The organism is Streptomyces sp. BoleA5 (assembly GCF_000373665.1).
Taxonomy (GTDB): Bacteria; Actinomycetota; Actinomycetes; order Streptomycetales; family Streptomycetaceae; genus Actinacidiphila.
Genome location: NZ_KB892102.1, coordinates 375,764 through 392,092, shown reverse-complemented (window position 1 = coordinate 392,092; position 16,329 = coordinate 375,764). Strand labels below are relative to the sequence as shown.

Below are 16,329 nucleotides of genomic sequence, written 5' to 3'. Positions count from 1 at the left end.
GTTGGACCCATGACGCAGGAATCTCCACCCGCGGCGGCGATGCGTGTCGTCGCCGAGCCCGCCCGCATCGCCGAGGTCCGCCGTGCCGTACGCGAACAGCTCCGCGCCTGGGGGCGCGAGGACCTGGCGCCCGCCGCCGCGCTGTGCGTCACGGAGATACTCGCCAACGTGCACCGGCACGCGGGCTCCCCGGAGTGCGAGCTGACCCTGGACGACCTCGCCGCGGAGGGGGTGCGGGCCACGGTCAGCGACCGGTCGCCCGTCCTGCCGGTCCCGGCACCCGGGCCGCCGGACTGGGCCGCCGAACGCGGGCGCGGTCTGCACCTGATCGCGGCGGCGGCCCACCGGTGGGGCGTACGGCCGACGCCCGACGGCAAGCAGGTGTGGGTGGTGCTGCGGTGAGGCCCGCCTCGTGGACCTGGCTGGACGACACGGCGTTCGGGCCGGTGGCCTTCCTGCTGCTGGCGCACCCGCAGGGGCGCGGCACGGCGGAACTCGCCGCGCTCCTCGGGCTCGCCGAGCCCGGGCGGCGGCTGCCCGAACTCGGCGACCGGATCGCCGTCCGCCGTTCCGGCCGGGCGGTGGTGCGCGGCGCGGACGGCGGGGCGCTGCTGGAGGTGGCGGCCGGTGAGCGGTGGTCCGCCTTCGTCGCGGGCGGCGGACCGGTCGCGCTCGTCGTGGGGCTCGACCCGCTCGCCCGCCGCGCACCGCTGCCGGAGGTGGAGCTGTACCTGGCCCTGGGCACGACCGGCGGGCGCATCCGGCTGGGGATCAGCCGGCGGGCTCCCTCACGCGTCCGCTGACCGGGGCGATCGGGCCCCGCGTGAGCCGCCGTCAGCGGCCGGATCCGCCGCCGTCGGCGACGGCGGCCCCGCCGAGGGCGGGTGCGGGCCCGTCCGGAGTGTCCCCGCCGTGTGCCGTGCCGCGGCGGTGCACCGGTGAACCGTTGCTCCCGCTGCCCCGGGGCATGAGCAGGACGGCGAGGACGGCGATGACGAGGGCACCGCCGAGCATGGCGAATCCGTGGGTGTAGCCGGACTCCCGGGGCAGCCCCGTCGGCGCGAGGTCGGCGGTGACGACGCTGGTCATCAGGGCGGCGCCGATGGCACCGCCCACGGTGCGGATGTTGGTGTTCATACCGCCGGCTACGCCGGTCTGCTCCGGCGGGACCGCGCCGACGACGAGACTGGACATCGCGGAGAAGGCCAGGCCGAAGCCGGCGCCCATCAGCCCGGTCGCGAGGTACAGCTCCCACTTCGCACCGTGCGCGAAGACGAGCACCGCCACCGCGGCCAGGCTGGTCAGCAGGCCGAGCCCGATCACCGACCGGCCGCCGATCCGCCCGGCCAGGCGGCCGCTGGCCAGGCCGGACAGGAACATCATGACGGTGAGCGGGAGCAGGATCAGGCCGGACTGGGTGACGCTGGCCCCGAAGCCGTAGCCGGAGGCGACGGGAGTCTGTACGAACTGCGGGACGAAGGCGAAGAGCGCGTACATGCTGATGCCCAGGAGCAGCGCGACCAGGTTGCTGGTCCACACGGCGGGCAGCCGCATCATCCGCATGTCCACCAGCGGGGCCGCGGACCGCTTCTCGACCTGGACCCAGAGGAACCCCAGCACGGCGGCGGCGACCAGCAGGCCGACGACCCTTCCCGATCCCCAGCCCCACCGCGGCGCTTTGCTGAGGGCCATCAGCAGCGCCACCAGCCACGCCGACAGCAGCAGGGCGGGCTGCCAGCTGATGCGTCCGGGGGTGCGCACCGAGGACGCGGGAATCAGGAGGTGGGCGGCGGCCGCGGCCGCGGCGGTGAGGACCATGGGGATCCAGAACAGCCAGTGGTAGTCCAGGGCGTTGACGATCGGTCCGGCGAGCACGACACCGGTTCCGGCGCCGACCGCGGTCAGCGAGGCGATGAGCCCGACCGCCCCGGGGACCTTCTCCTTGGGGAACTCGTCCCTGATCACGCCGAAGGCCAGGGGCAGTACCCCGCCCCCGACGCCCTGGACGATCCGGGCGACGATCAGCACCGTGACGTTCCCGGCGAGCGCCGCCAGCAGCGCACCCAGTGAGAGCGCGGCCATGGCGACGATGAAGACGGGCTTCCTGCCCGCCACGTCACCGATGCGGCCCATGATCGGCGTGAAGACGGACGCGGAGAGGAGGTACGCGGTCAGGACCCACGTCACGGTCGACTGGCTGGTGTGCAACGCGCCCTGGACGGTGGGGAGCACCGGGGTGAGCAGTGATTGCAGCAGGGAGAAGGCCAGGATTCCCGCCGCGAGTACGACGAAGATGACCTGGTGGTGCGTGCGTCTGGTGTCCTGGGACATGGAAGGTCTCCGCTCCTGGAGCGGCCGCCAGGAGGATCGGTCCTGCGGCACCTCTCGTGGGAATGTGCTGGTTTCGTCCTCGGCGCGGGCGGTCGCGGCCCGTCGTGGTGTCCGGTCGGACCGGGCCGGTGCCGTGGAGGCGGTCCGGCCTCCCGCTCCGGCCGAACGGGCGGCGCGGGGCAGGAGGCCGGGACGGGACGTCAGATGTTGATGGCCTTGGTCTCGAGGAACTCCTCGAAACCGGCGCGGCCGAGCTCCCGGCCGTTCCCGGACTGCTTGTAGCCGCCCCAGGGAGCCATGAAGTTGTAGTCGCCGCCGTTGACGGTGACCTGCCCGACCTGGATCCGGCGGGCGAGGGCCAGCGCGTGGTCCCTGTCGCCGGCGACCGCGGCGCTGAGCCCGTAGACGGTGTCGTTGGCTATGGCGACGGCCTCGTCGTCGTCGCTGTACGGGATCACCGTCAGGACCGGCCCGAAGATCTCCTCACGGGCGATGACGGAGTCCGGGTCGACGTCGGCGAAGATGGTGGGCCGGACGTAGGCGCCGGTCTCCAGGCCCTCGGGGCGGTCGGGGCCGCCGGCCACGAGGGTGGCGCCGTCCGCGATGCCCTTCTCGATGAACGCGTTCACGCGCTCCCGCTGGGCCTCGGAGGCCAGCGGGCCGATGGTGGTGGCCTCGTCGGTGGGGTCGCCCGTCGTGTAACCGGTGGCGGCCTCGCGCAGCTTCTCCACCATCGAGTCGTGGGCGGCGGCCGGAACCAGCATGCGCGTCCAGGCGCCGCACGCCTGACCCGCGTTGACCCAGGCCATGGCGAGGCCCTGGTTGACGGCCTCGTCCAGGTCGGCCTCGGGGAGGACGATGTAGGCGGCCTTGCCGCCGAGTTCCGTGGACACGCGCTTGACGGTGGCGGAGGCGGCCTCGGCGACGCGCTTGCCCGCGGCGGTCGAGCCGGTGAACGACACCATGCCGACGCCGCTGTGCCGGGTGATGGCCTCGCCCACGACGGGTCCCGTGCCGTGGACGAGGTTGAAGACTCCGGCCGGGAGGCCGGCTTCGGCGGTCACCTCGGCGAAGATCTGCGCCGTGTGGGGTGTCACCTCGGACGGCTTCAGGACCACGGTGTTGCCCGCCAGCAGCGCGGGGACGACCTTGGTCACGATCTGCTGCAGGGGGAAGTTCCACGGGGTGATGGCTCCGACGACCCCGATCGGCTCCCGCACGATCATGGAGTTGCCGATCTGCTCCGACCAGGTGAACTCCTCCGCCACGGTGATGGCGGCGGCGATGGCGTGGGCCGGGAAGCCGGCCTGCGCCTGCCGGGAGAAGGAGATCGGAGAGCCCATCTCGGCGGTGATGACCGCCGCCAGTTCCTCCGTGCGCTGCTCCAGACCGTCCGCGATCCGGCGCATCGCCGCGACCCGCTGGGCGAGGTCGGTGGCCGACCACGCGGGGAAGGCGGCCGCCGCCGCGCCCACCGCGCGGTCGACGTCCTCGGCCGTGCCCTGGGGTGCGGAGGCGATGACCGTGCCGGTGGCGGGGTTGACCACGTCGAGGCCGGGCCCCTTCGCGGGAACCGCCTGCCCGTCGATCCAGTGGGCCAGGATGGGGAGATGTGCCGGGGTGCCGGTGGATGTCGCAGGGGACATGAGGAGACCTTTCCTGCTGGAGGGCGGATGGCCGTCAGTGGCGGCCGCAACCCGATCTATTTGATTCGTCAAGCAATTAACCTACCTATCTACTTGACACGTCAAGTAGATCTGGGGTGACTCGGGCCACTTCGAGGTGGGTCGAGGGCGACTTGACAGGTCGGAGGTCGGCTGCATCTACTTGACGAGTCAAGCATCTCGGTTGGTCGGACGCTGCGATGGCACGGACTGCACCGCTGATTCCGCGCGCATGGCCGCCGGTGCTCCATCGCCAGGGAAAGGAACGATTCCCTTGTCAGAAGCAGGCCCCAAGAAGTACGAGAGCACCGCGATCTACGTCCCCGACGGGGAGGGGCCCGTCAAGTGGGTCGCCGGGGACGAGTACACGATCAAGATCTCCGGTGCGCAGTCGAACGGAACGCTCGGCTTCGTCCTCGCCACCGTTCCCCCCGGCGGCGGCCCGATCGCCCACATCCACACCACCGGTGACGAGACGTTCTACATCCTGGACGGCGAACTGGAGTTCCTGAACGGCGAAGAGGTCTTCGACATCAGGACCGGTGACTTCGTCTTCGTGCCGCGCGGTACGCGGCACCGTTTCACGAACAAGGGCACGCGCGACGCGCGGATGCTCTTCCTGTTCACCCCCGGCGGCCAGGAGGAGTTCTTCCTCCGGTACGGCGACGAACCGCTGCCCGGCCACGGCCCGGAACTGTGGCCGATCGAGCGCTACACCCCGGAAATGCTGGCGTTCGTCGAGGAGCTCGGCAACGTGCTGGCGCCCGAGGAGGGCTAAGCCGGCAGGGCCTGGGCCCCGCGGCCGCGGCCGCCATGCGCGCAGCCCGAAGAGGCTGCGCCCGATCATCACAGCACCCCTGAAGGAGAAGAACCTCACCATGTCCAACACGCCCGAGGGTTACGAGCACGCCTACGCCGACGTCAACGGCACGAAGCTGCACTACGTCGTCGGCGGGGAGGGGGAGCCGCTCTTCCTCATGACCGGCTACCCGCGCACCTGGTACTACTACCACCGGGTGATGCCCAAGCTCGCCGAGCACTTCCGCGTCCACGTGGTCGAGATCCGCGGCATGGGCGACTCGGGCAAGCCCGAGTCCGGGTACGACAAGAAGAACATGGCCCAGGACGTCTACGAGCTGATCCGCTCCCTCGGCTACGAGCAGGCCTACATCGAGGGCGAGGACATCGGCGGCATGGTCGCCTGGAGCCTGGCCGTCAACCACCCCGAGGTGGTCAAGAAGCTGATCGTCGCCGACGGTGTCCACCCCAACGACGGCATGTACAAGTTCTCGATGGTCCAGCCGCCCGAGGCCCGGGAGATGCTCTTCCCGTTCTGGTGGGTCATGGGCCAGATCCCCGAGCTTCCCGCCAAGCTGTACGCCGGCAAGGGCCGCGAGATCATCGACTGGAACATCGCGAAGATCGGCGGCGACAGCCCCGAGGTCTTCACCGAGGACGTCCGGTCCGCCGCGGCCGCCGGCTACGACACGCCCGAGTCGATCGAGGCCACCAACCGGTGGTTCGAGACCCTCTACCAGGACATCATCGACTACAACGGCTACCCGAAGCTCTCCATGCCGCTGGTGTACTTCAGCGGCAAGCTGATGCCGGTCTCCGCGGCCATGGTGGACCTCATGGTGGACGACGTCACCTACGTCGAGTTCCCGGGGGCCGGGCACTTCCTCGCCGAGGAGCGCCCCGAGCAGTTCGTGGCCGAGATCCTGAAGGTCTTCGGCGCCTGAGACCACCCGGGGGGCCGTCCTGGCTAACCCAGTGCCCGCAGCTGGTCCAGGAACCACTGCTGCGGGGGGAGCGCCGTCGAGGCCGCCACGAGTCGTTTGGTGGCCTCGGCGCGCTCCCCGTGCGACACGGACAGCGCCTGGTGGAGGGCGTCGGCCGTGGCCCGGATGTCGTAGGGGTTGACCACGAACGCGTCGTCGCCCAGCTCCTCGTACGCCCCCGCCTCGCGGGAGAGCACCAGCGCCACGCCGTCGTCGGAGACGACCGGGATCTCCTTGGCCACCAGGTTCATTCCGTCGCGGATCGGGTTGACCAGCGCGACGTCCGCCAGGCGGTAGGCGGCCAGGGAGCGCGCGAAGTCGTCCTTGACGTGCAGGACCACCGGCTGCCAGCCCGGCGTCGCGAACTCCTCGTTGATCTCCTCGGCCAGGTCGGAGACCTCGTCCGTGTACTCCCGGTAGACGGCCAGGTCGTGGCGGGAGGGGTAGGCGAAGGCGATGTGCACCACGCGCCCCTGCCATTCGGGGTGGTCGCGCAGCAACTGCGCGTACGCGAGCAGGCCGCGCACGATGTTCTTCGACAGCTCGGTGCGGTCCACGCGCACGACGACCTTGCGGTCCGGGCCGCCCACCGCCTCCTGCAGCACCGCCAGGCGCTCGTCCACGTCCGGTCGGTGCGCCCGCTCCCGCAGGAAGTCGGCGTCCGCGCCGAGGCCGTGCACGCCGATGCGCGTGGTGCGGCCCCCGTGGGTGATCGTCAGGCTGCCCGCGTCGCGGATGACGGAGGCGCCCAGCACGTCCGCGCAGCACGCGGCGAAGGCGTCCGCCCAGCGGTGGGTCAGGAAACAGGCCCGGTCGGCGCCGAGGATGCCGCTCAGCACCTCCGCGGCGACGTCGTCCGGCAGCAGGCGGAAGTAGTCCGGCGGGGCCCACGGGGTGTGCGAGAAGTGGCCGATGCGCAGGTCGGGGCGGCGCGAGCGGAGCAGCTGCGGCACCAGCGCCAGGTGGTAGTCCTGCACCAGCACGGCCGCGCCCTGGCCGGCCTCCTCGGCGAGCGCGTCGGCGAAGGCGGCGTTGTACGCCACGTACGCCGCCCACTGGTCCCGGAAGTCCTCGTCGAAGACGGGCTCCAGCGGGGTCTGGAACAGCATGTGGTGGACGAACCACAGGACCGAGTTGGCGATGCCGTTGTAGGCCGACGCGAAGGTGTCCGCCGGGATGTCCAGCATCCGTACGTGCTGCCCGCCGGTGTCGGCGATGGGCAGCCGGCCCGTGCCCCCGGCGCCGCGCAGTACGGCGGCCCGGTCCCCGTCGCCCAGGGCCGCGCAGACCCAGACGGCGTCCGCGTCCGGCCCGATGGCGCTCAGGCCCGACACGAGTCCGCCCCCGCCGCGGCGGGCGGTGAGCGTGCCGTCCTCGCGGAGGCTGTACGACACGGGGCCGCGGTTGGACGCGACCAGAACGCGCGCGGCATGCGATGCGACCATGCGGCCAGCCTAGCCACGCATCCCGGACCGCAAACGTACGAGCTAGCCCAGCCGGGGGTTTTCCGGCCGCGTCCCGTCGCGGCTCCGTCGCGGGTACCGCCTGGGATCAGGCCACCGCGCGGCGCTGGGCGTACTCGGGGATCGTGCGCATCGGGGGGCGCTCCTCCGTCGCGACCTCGTGGACGTGCGGCTCGAAACCGCCGCCCGGTGCGCGGTCGAACTGCGTGAGGAAGGGCCGCACGAGATGGCCGCGTGCCAGGCGGATCTGCGCCGTCCGGTAGATCGCCGCCGCCATGCGGCCCAGGGCCTGGCCGTCCTGGTGCCGGTGGTGCCGGACGCCGACGTCGACCTGCGCCAGGGCGTCGAGCCCGACCGTGCCCAGCGCGTCCACCAGCAGCCCGAGCTCCACCCCGTACCCCACGGGGAACGGCAGCCCCTCCAGCAGCGAGCGCCGCGCCGCGTACTCCCCGCCGAGAGGCTGGACGAACCCCGCCAGCTGCGGCCAGTGCAGGTTGAGCAGCGGTCGCGCGACCAGCTCCGTCACCCGTCCGCCGCCGGCCGGGACGACCGTCCCGCCGGTCTCCAGGGGCCGGTCGTACATCGCCTTGACGAGCCGCAGATCCGGGTCCGTGAGCAGCGGCCCGACGATCCCCGACACGAACCGCGCGTCGAACTCCCGCAGGTCGGAGTCGACGAAGCAGACGATCTCCCCGTGCGTCACGAGCAGCGAGCGCCACAGCACCTCGCCCTTGCCGGGCAGCGCGGGCAGCCGCGGGAGCACCTCGTCCCGGTGCACGACGACCGCGCCCGCGGCCGCCGCGACCTCGGCGGTCCGGTCGGTCGACCCGGAGTCCAGCACGACGAGTTCGTCGACCAGCGGCACCGCCTCGCTCATCAGCTCGCGGCGGATCGTCCCGACGATCTCCCCGACCGTGGCCTCCTCGTCGAGGGCGGGCAGCACGACGCTGACCGTGCCGCGCGCGCCCGCGGCGCGCTTGGCGGCGAGCAGTTGCGGCAGCGGCCTGTGGTCGGCGGTCCAGGACCGTCGTTGCAGCCAGCCGGCCACCTCGTCGAGCACCGGGTTGCTCCGTTTCTGCCCGTCTCGCAGGACGGACGGCCCATGACCAGGTTCGAGGTCGTCGGTTACAGTCGTGAACACGAGGCACGACCATCGTATGTCCACGGTGATCGCGCCCCGTCCGACAAATGCCCGGGCAGTACGCCCGGCGCCATACCGCTCATCCAGAGGGGCAGAGGGAACGGCCCGTTGAAGCCCCGGCAACCCTCCCGCCGACCGCGAGGTCCAGGTGGGGAAGGTGCCAATTCCGTCTCACGGCGAGATGCGTCGTGAGGAAGATGAGGAGAAAGGGCCTCGCCTGACATGGCTGCGCAGACCGTTGCATCCGCGTCCACCGATTCCGCCTTCGGCCCCGCGTCCGCGCTCTCCTGCCGCGAGTGCGGCGAGCGCTTCCCGCTGGAGCCCCTCTTCGCCTGCGAGGCCTGTTTCGGCCCGCTCGAAGTGGCGTACGACCTTCCGAGCGGCGACCCCGAGACCCTCCGCAAGCGGATCGAGTCCGGGCCGAACAACATCTGGCGCTACGCGCCGCTGCTGCCCGTCCCCGCGGACGTGGCCTCCAAGCCCAACCTCAACCCGGGCTTCACCAAGCTGGTCAAGGCCGACAACCTCGCCCGCGAACTGGGCGTCACCGGCGGCCTGCACATCAAGGACGACTCCGGCAACCCGACCCACTCCTTCAAGGACCGGGTCGTCGCCATCGCCCTGGAGGCCGCCCGCACCTTCGGCCTCACCACGCTGTCCTGCTCCTCCACCGGCAACCTGGCCGGCGCCGTGGGCGCCGCGGCCGCCCGGGCCGGCTTCCGCTCCTGCGTGTTCATCCCGCACGACCTGGAGGAGGGCAAGGTCGTCATGGCCGCGGTCTACGGCGGCGAGCTGGTCGGCATCGAGGGCACCTACGACGACGTCAACCGCTTCTGCAGCGAGCTGATCGGCGACCCGATCGGCGAGGGCTGGGGCTTCGTCAACGTCAACCTGCGCCCCTACTACGGCGAGGGCTCCAAGACGCTCGCGTACGAGATCTGCGAGCAGCTGGGCTGGCGCCTGCCGGACAACATCGTCATCCCGATCGCCTCGGGCTCGCAGCTGACGAAGATCGACAAGGGCCTGCGGGAGCTGACCGAGCTCGGCCTGGTGGAGGAGAAGCCCTACCGCGTCTACGGCGCCCAGGCCGAGGGCTGCTCCCCGGTCTCGACCGCCTTCAAGGCCGGCCACGACGTGGTGCGCCCGCAGAAGCCGAACACGATCGCCAAGTCGCTCGCCATCGGCAACCCGGCCGACGGCCCGTACGTGCTGGACATCGCCCGGCGCACGGGCGGCGCCGTCGAGGACGTCACCGACGAGCAGGTGGTGGACGCGATCAAGCTGCTCGCCCGGACCGAGGGCATCTTCGCCGAGACGGCCGGCGGTGTGACCGTCGGCGTGCTGCGCAAGCTCATCGAGACCGGGCAGCTCGACCCGGCCGGCGAGACCGTGGTCCTCAACACCGGCGACGGGCTCAAGACGCTGGACGCCGTCGCCCCGACCTCCCGCCCCACGGCCACCATCCGCCCGAGCCTCGACGCGTTCCGCGCCGCCGGCCTGGCCGGCTGATCCCATCGCACCGGCTGACCCAGACTGAAGGTGAACCCCGCATCATGAGCGCTACCGTCCGCATCCCGACCATCCTCCGCACCTACACCGGCGGCCGGGCCGAGGTCCCCGCCGAGGGCGGCACCCTGGCCGACGTCATCGACTCGCTGGAGCAGAACCACCCGGGCATCTCCGCGCGGGTCCTGGACGACACGGGCAAGCTGCGCCGTTTCGTGAACGTCTACGTGAACGACGACGACGTCCGCTTCTCCCAGGGCCTGCAGACCACGGTGGGCGAGGGCGCGTCCGTCTCGATCATCCCGGCGGTGGCCGGCGGCTGCTGAGCCGCGCGGCCCGCGGAGGCGACAGGGGTGCCGGGGACTTCCCGGCACCCCTGTGTGTTCGAGGGGTAGTTGAAGGCCTGTACAGTTGCCCTGAACGGCTCGCAACCCCCTGCAACGCTCTGCGCGACCCCCCTTCCCCGGGGCGGCCTTGTCAGCGATTTATCGCCAAATTCCCGCAGCGATTGTCTTGTTGGCCGCTTATGTCCGGTCCGAGTTGCCCCGGATTATTCGCCGATCAGGCTCTTCTTCCGATTCTTCGTGCCCGGAATTCTCGTCCGATTGACCTGTTGCAGACAGCGTCCGGGCAGATACATTCAGCCGCGGTCGACGCGTTCCGGCGCACGCCCCCTTGGCTGTAGGGGGTGAGGTCTGACCCGGGTCCGCGAGGTGCGGGTCTGCGAAGGGCCAGCAATAGGGGAGTTAGGAATGGCTCAGGGCACCGTCAAGTGGTTCAACGCGGAGAAGGGCTACGGCTTCATCGCGGTCGACGGTGGTGCGGACGTCTTCGTGCACTACAGCGCGATCCAGATGGACGGCTACCGCACCCTCGAGGAAGGTCAGCGGGTCGAGTTCGAGATCTCGCAGGGCCAGAAGGGGCCGCAGGCGGACATGGTCCGTCTCGCAGCCGGCTGACGCGCCGCGCATCGGCCACGGAGCACTTTCGCGTACGGCCGCTCAAACGTACGCGTCGAGGCCCGCCCCGCACAGGGGCGGGCCTTCGTGCTGTCCGGCGGCCCGCCGACCGGGACCTGCGGGTTGTCCACGGCACCGGCCAAGCGGCTTGCACTCTCCTAGGGCGAGTGCTAATCATTGGCGTTAGCACTCTGACGTTGAGAGTGACAAAGGACCGAGTGGGTGAGGCCCGCTCGACCGCCGGAAAGGAACCGGCGGGAGGGCAGGCCGTCCGTCGCGGGCGCCAGCACGGTCCTGGAGTAATCCTTCCCCGCAGCCGTGTGCCGCGGGGGGACCCCAAGTCCGGGAGGACCACTTCACATGGCCAAGATCATCGCGTTCGACGAGGAGGCACGGCGCGGTCTCGAGCGCGGGATGAACCAGCTCGCCGACGCCGTCAAGGTCACCCTCGGCCCCAAGGGCCGCAACGTCGTCCTCGAGAAGAAGTGGGGCGCCCCCACGATCACCAACGATGGTGTGTCCATCGCCAAGGAGATCGAGCTCGAGGACCCGTACGAGAAGATCGGCGCGGAGCTGGTCAAGGAGGTCGCGAAGAAGACGGACGACGTCGCCGGTGACGGCACGACGACCGCGACCGTCCTCGCCCAGGCGCTGGTCCGCGAGGGCCTGCGCAACGTCGCCGCCGGCGCCAACCCGATGGCGCTGAAGCGTGGCATCGAGAAGGCCGTCGAGGCCGTCTCCGCCGCCCTGCTCGAGCAGGCGAAGGACGTGGAGACCAAGGAGCAGATCGCCTCCACCGCCTCCATCTCCGCCGCCGACCCGCAGATCGGCGAGCTCATCGCCGAGGCGATGGACAAGGTCGGCAAGGAAGGCGTCATCACCGTCGAGGAGTCCCAGACCTTCGGTCTGGAGCTGGAGCTCACCGAGGGTATGCGCTTCGACAAGGGCTACATCTCGGCGTACTTCGCCACCGACCTGGAGCGTATGGAGACGTCGTTCGACGACCCGTACATCCTGATCGTCAACTCCAAGATCTCCGCGGTCAAGGACCTGCTCCCGCTGCTGGAGAAGGTCATGCAGTCCGGCAAGCCGCTGCTGATCATCGCCGAGGACGTCGACGGCGAGGCCCTGTCGACCCTGGTCGTCAACAAGATCCGCGGCACCTTCAAGTCCGTCGCGGTCAAGGCCCCGGGCTTCGGCGACCGCCGCAAGGCCATGCTCGGTGACATCGCCATCCTCACCGGTGGCACCGTCGTCTCCGAGGAGGTCGGCCTCAAGCTGGAGAACGCCGGCGTCGACCTGCTCGGCCGCGCCCGCAAGGTCGTCGTCACCAAGGACGAGACCACGATCGTGGACGGCGCCGGCGACCAGGACCAGATCCAGGGCCGCGTCAACCAGATCCGCGCCGAGATCGAGAACAGCGACTCGGACTACGACCGCGAGAAGCTCCAGGAGCGTCTGGCGAAGCTGGCCGGCGGCGTGGCCGTCATCAAGGCCGGTGCCGCCACCGAGGTCGAGCTCAAGGAGCGCAAGCACCGCATCGAGGACGCGGTGCGCAACGCCAAGGCCGCCGTCGAGGAGGGCATCGTCGCCGGTGGTGGCGTGGCCCTGCTCCAGGCGTCCAACGTGTTCGAGAAGCTCGAGCTCGACGGTGACGAGGCCACCGGCGCGTCGATCGTGAAGCTGGCCCTCGAGGCCCCGCTGAAGCAGATCGCCGTCAACGCCGGCCTCGAGGGCGGTGTCGTGGTGGAGAAGGTGCGCAACCTGACCCCGGGCCACGGCCTCAACGCCGCCACGGGCGAGTACGTCGACCTGATCGGTGAGGGCATCATCGACCCGGCCAAGGTCACGCGCTCCGCGCTGCAGAACGCGGCCTCCATCGCCGCGCTCTTCCTCACCACCGAGGCCGTCATCGCGGACAAGCCGGAGAAGGCCGCTGCCCCGGCCGGCGGCGGCATGCCCGGCGGTGACATGGACTTCTGATCCTCCGGGACCAGGACTCCGCACCACGGCAGAAGACCGAGGGCGGTACCCCGCAGGGGGTACCGCCCTCGGGCGTTCGCGGGTGCCGTCCGGTCAGGGGACGGCGACCGGCGCGTCCAGCAGTTCGCGCCAGGTGCGCACGGCCCGCGCGTCGACCGCCCCGGCCCAGCCGCCGGGGCGGACCGCGCCCCCGACGTGGAAGGCGTCGATGCCGGCGGCGAGGAGCCGCGGCAGGTGCTCCGCGCGGAGCCCGCCGCCCACCATGAGCTGCGGCTCGCCGGGACGCCCCGCCTCCGCCAGCAGCCGGCCGAGGCCGTCGTCCACGCCGTGTGCGGAGCCCGCGGTGAGGAAGGTGTCCAGTCCGGGCAGCCCGCGTACCGCGGAGCGCACGGCCTCCCGGTCGGCGGAGTGGTCGAGGGCGCGGTGGAAGGTCCAGCGGGCACCGGGACCGATCGCGTCGACGAGCCGCCGCACGGCCACCAGGTCCGGCGCGCCCGAGCCGTCGAGGAAACCCAGCACGAACTCGTCGGCGCCCTCGCCGCGCAGCGCCGCCACGGCCGCGCAGAGCGCGTCCGCCTCACGGGCGCCGCCCACGGCGAAGTCGGCGCGGGCCCGCAGCATCACCCGGACCGGGATGTCCACCGCGGCCCGGACGGCGGCGAAGGTCTCCCGGGACGGCGTCAGGCCGTCCGCCGCCATGTCGGTGACCAGTTCGAGGCGGTCCGCGCCACCCGCGCGGGCCGCGAGGGCGTCGTGGGCGTCGAGCGCGATCACTTCGAAAATTGGTCTAGACATATCTCCAGGGTGTCACATGCGCACGCGTACCCGCGACCCCCCGTACCCCACAATGACCTTCATGGCTGACACCGCACCCGAAACCGGCTCCGCCCTCCTCGCCCGCTGGTGCGACCTGCTGCGCCGCTGCCAGACGGAGTCCGTGGACCCGGTGCCCTACGGCAAGGACCTGATCGCCCGCTGGGCCGAGCCGCACCGCCGCTACCACACCGTCACCCACCTGACCGCGGTCCTCGACCAGGTCGAGGTCCTCGCCGGGCACGCGGAGGACCCGGACGCCGTGCTGCTCGCCGCCTGGTTCCACGACGCCGTCTACCGGCCCGACCGCTCGGAGAACGAGGAGCGCAGCGCCCGGCTCGCCGAGCGCGCGCTGCCCGAGGCCGGGGTTCCCGACACGATCACCGCCGAGGTCGCCCGCCTCGTCCGGCTCACCGTCACCCACCACCCCGCCGACGGCGACCGCGACGGCGAGGTCCTCTGCGACGCCGACCTGGCCGTCCTCGCCGGCGACCCCACCGGCTACGCCGAGTACGCGGCGGCCGTCCGCGAGGAGTACGGCTTCGTCCCCGACGACGCCTTCCGCGCCGGCCGCGCCGACGTCCTGCGGCAGCTCCTGCGGCTGCCCCGGCTGTTCCGCACCCCGCAGGGGTACGAGCGCTGGGAGGCCACCGCCCGCCGCAACCTCACCACCGAGCTGGAACTGCTCGCCCCCGGCGACGTGGACGGGACCGCGGACGGTGGCCACCGATGACTTCGGCGCGTGCGGGCGGTCTTTCCCGGTGCGGGCGGCCGCCCGCGGAACCGGACGAAGGGGTACGGCAGCGATGACCGACGACACGCAGGTGCAGGCCGCCGTCGCGGCCGAGTTCCGGGCCCTGGCCGACCTGCTCGACGGGGCCCCCGCCGCGTGGTGGGACACCCCCTCGCTCTGCGACGGCTGGCGGGTGCGCGAGGTCGTGGCGCACATGACGATGGCGGCGCGCTACTCGCAGGAGGACTTCATGGCGCTCCTCGCCGGGCACGGCTTCGACTTCACCCGACTGTCCGACGCCGTCGCCGGGCGGGACGGCGCACTGCCCACCGGGGAGCTGGTCGGCTGTCTGCGCTCCGAGGCGATGGGGCGGTGGCAGCCCCCCGGCGGCGGCGCCCACGGCGCGCTCAACCACGTGGTGATCCACGGGCTGGACGTCACCGTGCCGCTCGGCACGCGGCGCCGCGTGCCGGGGGAGACCCTCGGCATCCTCCTCGACGACCTCACCGCGGGCGGCGGGCACGCGCACTTCGGCGTCGCCGTCGAGGGCCGGCAGCTGCGGGCCACCGATCTGGACTGGTCGTACGGTTCCGGCCCCGAACTGCGGGGCAGCGGCGAGGACCTGGCCCTGGCGATGTGCGGTCGCCGGCTCCCCGCCGGGCGGCTGGAGGGCGAACCGCTCTGAGCGCGGGCGCCGGTGCGGCCGGGCTCGGAGCGTCCTACTGGTCGTGCCCGGGCCAGACGATGCCCTGCTCGGTCCACACGACACCCTTGTTGCGGCAGAGGCAGAAGGGGTGGCCGATGGGGTCGGTGTAGACGCGGAAGCCGTAGCCGTCGGGGCCGGTGCAGTCCCGCTGCAGGGTCGCGCCGAGGGCCAGGACGCGGCGCTGTTCGGCCTCGATGTCGTCGACTTCGAAGTCGAGGTGGAACTGCTTGGGGTGCTCGCTGTCGGGCCACTGCGGGGCGCGGTAGTCCTCCACCCGGATGAAGGCCAGTTCGATCTCGCCGAACCGGATACCGGCCCAGTCCTGGTCACTGCCCTCCTTGACCGGGAGGCCCGTCACGCCGGAGTAGAAGGCCGCCAGCTTCATCGTGTCCGGGCAATCGATGATGAAGTCGGTTAGTCGTAGCATCCGGCGATCCTGTCACAAGATCATGAGCCGGACTCCGGAACGGCCCCACCCACGCCCTGGGCCGACACGACCTGGCTGGTCAGGCCCCGGAAGGCCTGCGTTTGCGGCGGCGCAGGCCCGCCTCGGTGAGGTGGCGCAGCAGTTCCTTGCTGCCGACCTCGACGGCGCCCGCCGCGACGGCGGAGGCGTAGCGCTCGCTGGGGACGTCGTAGTGGTCGCCGTCGAAGGCGCGGCGGGGAGCGCCGATGACGTCGGCGAAGGTGTGGAGCTCCTCGTACGAGGTGTCGCTCACCATGTGCGACCACATGCGGCCGTGGCCCGGCCAGGTCGGCGGGTCGATGTAGACGGTCACGTCAGCGCGGCCCGCCCAGAGCGGAGGACAGGCCGCCGACGGGGGCGACGGCCTCGCCGAGCGACTCGCACACCCAGTGCGGATCGGGGCCGAGTTCGGGTTCCACGTCGAGGGCGTGGGGGTCCGCGCAGCGCGGGCAGAGCGGCCAGCGGCCCATCCGTTCCAGCAGGGCGTCCTTGACGTCCTGGGCGACCAGCCCCGCGACGAACCCCGCGCCGTCGGGCCACTGCTCCACCCACCAGCGGCGCTGGGTGACGGCCTCCTCGACGAGCGAGACGACCTCCGCGTCGGCGACGCCGGTCGCGGTCAGGTCGGCGAGGACGAGCGCGCGGGCACCGTGCAGGGCCGCCTCCAGGCCGGCGGAGGAGCCGGGTGCGTCAGGATCCATGGCCCCCATTGTGGACCAACCGCCGCCGCAGGCGTTCTTGACGCCGTCCGGAGCTGAAAATAGCTTTCGTCCGTGGCCGAGA

Annotated in this window: 18 protein-coding genes and 1 riboswitch; of the genes, 10 read left to right on the top strand and 8 right to left on the bottom strand. The window is 71.7% G+C overall.

The genetic code is table 11. The annotated features are described in order from the left end of the window. The first annotated feature begins 9 nt into the window (after positions 1-9). Positions 10-402 carry an ATP-binding protein gene (locus tag B085_RS0118445; protein WP_026251177.1) on the top strand — a complete coding sequence of 131 codons (393 nt, stop codon included), beginning with the start codon at positions 10-12 and terminating at the stop codon, positions 400-402. Beyond that, on the top strand, positions 399-803 hold the full coding sequence (locus B085_RS0118440) for a hypothetical protein (protein WP_018560050.1): 405 nt from the start codon (positions 399-401) through the stop codon (positions 801-803). The genes B085_RS0118445 and B085_RS0118440 overlap by 4 nt, the downstream gene beginning before the upstream one ends. A 31-nt stretch (positions 804-834) precedes the next feature. On the opposite strand, the gene B085_RS0118435 is transcribed toward B085_RS0118440, so the two are convergent. Both B085_RS0118435 and B085_RS0118430 read right to left on the bottom strand, forming a co-directional pair. Further along, entirely contained in the window at positions 835-2,331 is a 1,497-nt protein-coding gene (locus B085_RS0118435; protein WP_018560049.1) for an MFS transporter, read from the bottom strand. A 200-nt stretch (positions 2,332-2,531) separates the two neighbouring features. After that, the gene (locus B085_RS0118430) at positions 2,532-3,977 is read right to left on the bottom strand and encodes an aldehyde dehydrogenase family protein (protein WP_018560048.1); all 1,446 of its coding nucleotides are present in this window, start codon (positions 3,975-3,977) and stop codon (positions 2,532-2,534) included. Positions 3,978-4,269: 292 nt separating this feature from the next. Between B085_RS0118430 and B085_RS0118425 the strand changes: the two genes are divergently transcribed. Together B085_RS0118425 and B085_RS42865 are read left to right on the top strand one after the other, a co-directional pair. After that, entirely contained in the window at positions 4,270-4,773 is a 504-nt protein-coding gene (locus tag B085_RS0118425; RefSeq protein ID WP_018560047.1) for a cupin domain-containing protein, read from the top strand. Between the two features lie 100 nt (positions 4,774-4,873). Continuing rightward, positions 4,874-5,737 (top strand): alpha/beta fold hydrolase, encoded by an 864-nt coding sequence (locus B085_RS42865; protein ID WP_018560046.1) that lies wholly within the window; start codon positions 4,874-4,876, stop codon positions 5,735-5,737. A 23-nt stretch (positions 5,738-5,760) separates the two neighbouring features. On the opposite strand, the gene B085_RS0118415 is transcribed toward B085_RS42865, so the two are convergent. Both B085_RS0118415 and B085_RS0118410 read right to left on the bottom strand, forming a co-directional pair. After that, positions 5,761-7,221 (bottom strand): alpha,alpha-trehalose-phosphate synthase (UDP-forming), encoded by a 1,461-nt coding sequence (locus B085_RS0118415; protein ID WP_018560045.1) that lies wholly within the window; start codon positions 7,219-7,221, stop codon positions 5,761-5,763. A 106-nt stretch (positions 7,222-7,327) separates the two neighbouring features. Beyond that, positions 7,328-8,299, bottom strand: coding sequence for a glucosyl-3-phosphoglycerate synthase (locus tag B085_RS0118410; RefSeq protein WP_018560044.1), 972 nt, complete (start codon positions 8,297-8,299; stop codon positions 7,328-7,330). 157 nt (positions 8,300-8,456) lie between these two features. Then, positions 8,457-8,584: riboswitch (SAM riboswitch) on the top strand. A gap of 18 nt (positions 8,585-8,602) precedes the next feature. On the opposite strand from B085_RS0118410, the gene thrC reads away from it, so the two are divergent. From thrC to groL, 4 genes are all read left to right on the top strand, one after another. After that, a complete protein-coding gene (thrC, locus tag B085_RS0118405) occupies positions 8,603-9,889 on the top strand; it encodes a threonine synthase (RefSeq protein WP_018560043.1) in 1,287 nt (428 codons plus the stop codon). Positions 9,890-9,933: 44 nt separating this feature from the next. After that, positions 9,934-10,212: a ubiquitin-like small modifier protein 1 gene (locus B085_RS0118400; protein WP_018560042.1), complete on the top strand. Its 279-nt coding sequence runs from the start codon at positions 9,934-9,936 to the stop codon at positions 10,210-10,212. A 426-nt stretch (positions 10,213-10,638) separates the two neighbouring features. Beyond that, positions 10,639-10,845 carry a cold-shock protein gene (locus B085_RS0118395; RefSeq protein WP_005486335.1) on the top strand — a complete coding sequence of 69 codons (207 nt, stop codon included), beginning with the start codon at positions 10,639-10,641 and terminating at the stop codon, positions 10,843-10,845. A 360-nt stretch (positions 10,846-11,205) separates the two neighbouring features. Next, positions 11,206-12,828 carry a chaperonin GroEL gene (groL, locus tag B085_RS0118390; RefSeq protein ID WP_018560041.1) on the top strand — a complete coding sequence of 541 codons (1,623 nt, stop codon included), beginning with the start codon at positions 11,206-11,208 and terminating at the stop codon, positions 12,826-12,828. Between the two features lie 93 nt (positions 12,829-12,921). Here groL and B085_RS0118385 read toward each other — a convergent pair whose 3' ends face one another. After that, the gene (locus B085_RS0118385; RefSeq protein WP_026251176.1) at positions 12,922-13,623 is read right to left on the bottom strand and encodes a copper homeostasis protein CutC; all 702 of its coding nucleotides are present in this window, start codon (positions 13,621-13,623) and stop codon (positions 12,922-12,924) included. A 52-nt stretch (positions 13,624-13,675) separates the two neighbouring features. Here B085_RS0118385 and B085_RS0118380 point away from each other — a divergent pair, with 52 nt between their 5' ends. Then, on the top strand, positions 13,676-14,374 hold the full coding sequence (locus tag B085_RS0118380) for a hypothetical protein (RefSeq protein ID WP_018560039.1): 699 nt from the start codon (positions 13,676-13,678) through the stop codon (positions 14,372-14,374). A gap of 73 nt (positions 14,375-14,447) precedes the next feature. Further along, a complete protein-coding gene (locus B085_RS0118375) occupies positions 14,448-15,059 on the top strand; it encodes a maleylpyruvate isomerase family mycothiol-dependent enzyme (RefSeq protein WP_018560038.1) in 612 nt (203 codons plus the stop codon). A gap of 34 nt (positions 15,060-15,093) precedes the next feature. Here the strand turns inward: B085_RS0118375 and B085_RS0118370 are convergent, their stop codons facing one another. The 3 genes from B085_RS0118370 to B085_RS0118360 all read right to left on the bottom strand — a co-directional run bounded on the left by B085_RS0118370 (position 15,094) and on the right by B085_RS0118360 (position 16,247). Continuing rightward, positions 15,094-15,507, bottom strand: coding sequence for a VOC family protein (locus tag B085_RS0118370; protein ID WP_026251175.1), 414 nt, complete (start codon positions 15,505-15,507; stop codon positions 15,094-15,096). Between the two features lie 79 nt (positions 15,508-15,586). Next, positions 15,587-15,859, bottom strand: coding sequence for a DUF4031 domain-containing protein (locus B085_RS0118365; RefSeq protein ID WP_018560036.1), 273 nt, complete (start codon positions 15,857-15,859; stop codon positions 15,587-15,589). Between the two features lies 1 nt (position 15,860). Continuing rightward, the gene (locus B085_RS0118360) at positions 15,861-16,247 is read right to left on the bottom strand and encodes a hypothetical protein (protein WP_026251174.1); all 387 of its coding nucleotides are present in this window, start codon (positions 16,245-16,247) and stop codon (positions 15,861-15,863) included. Positions 16,248-16,329: the final 82 nt, after the last annotated feature.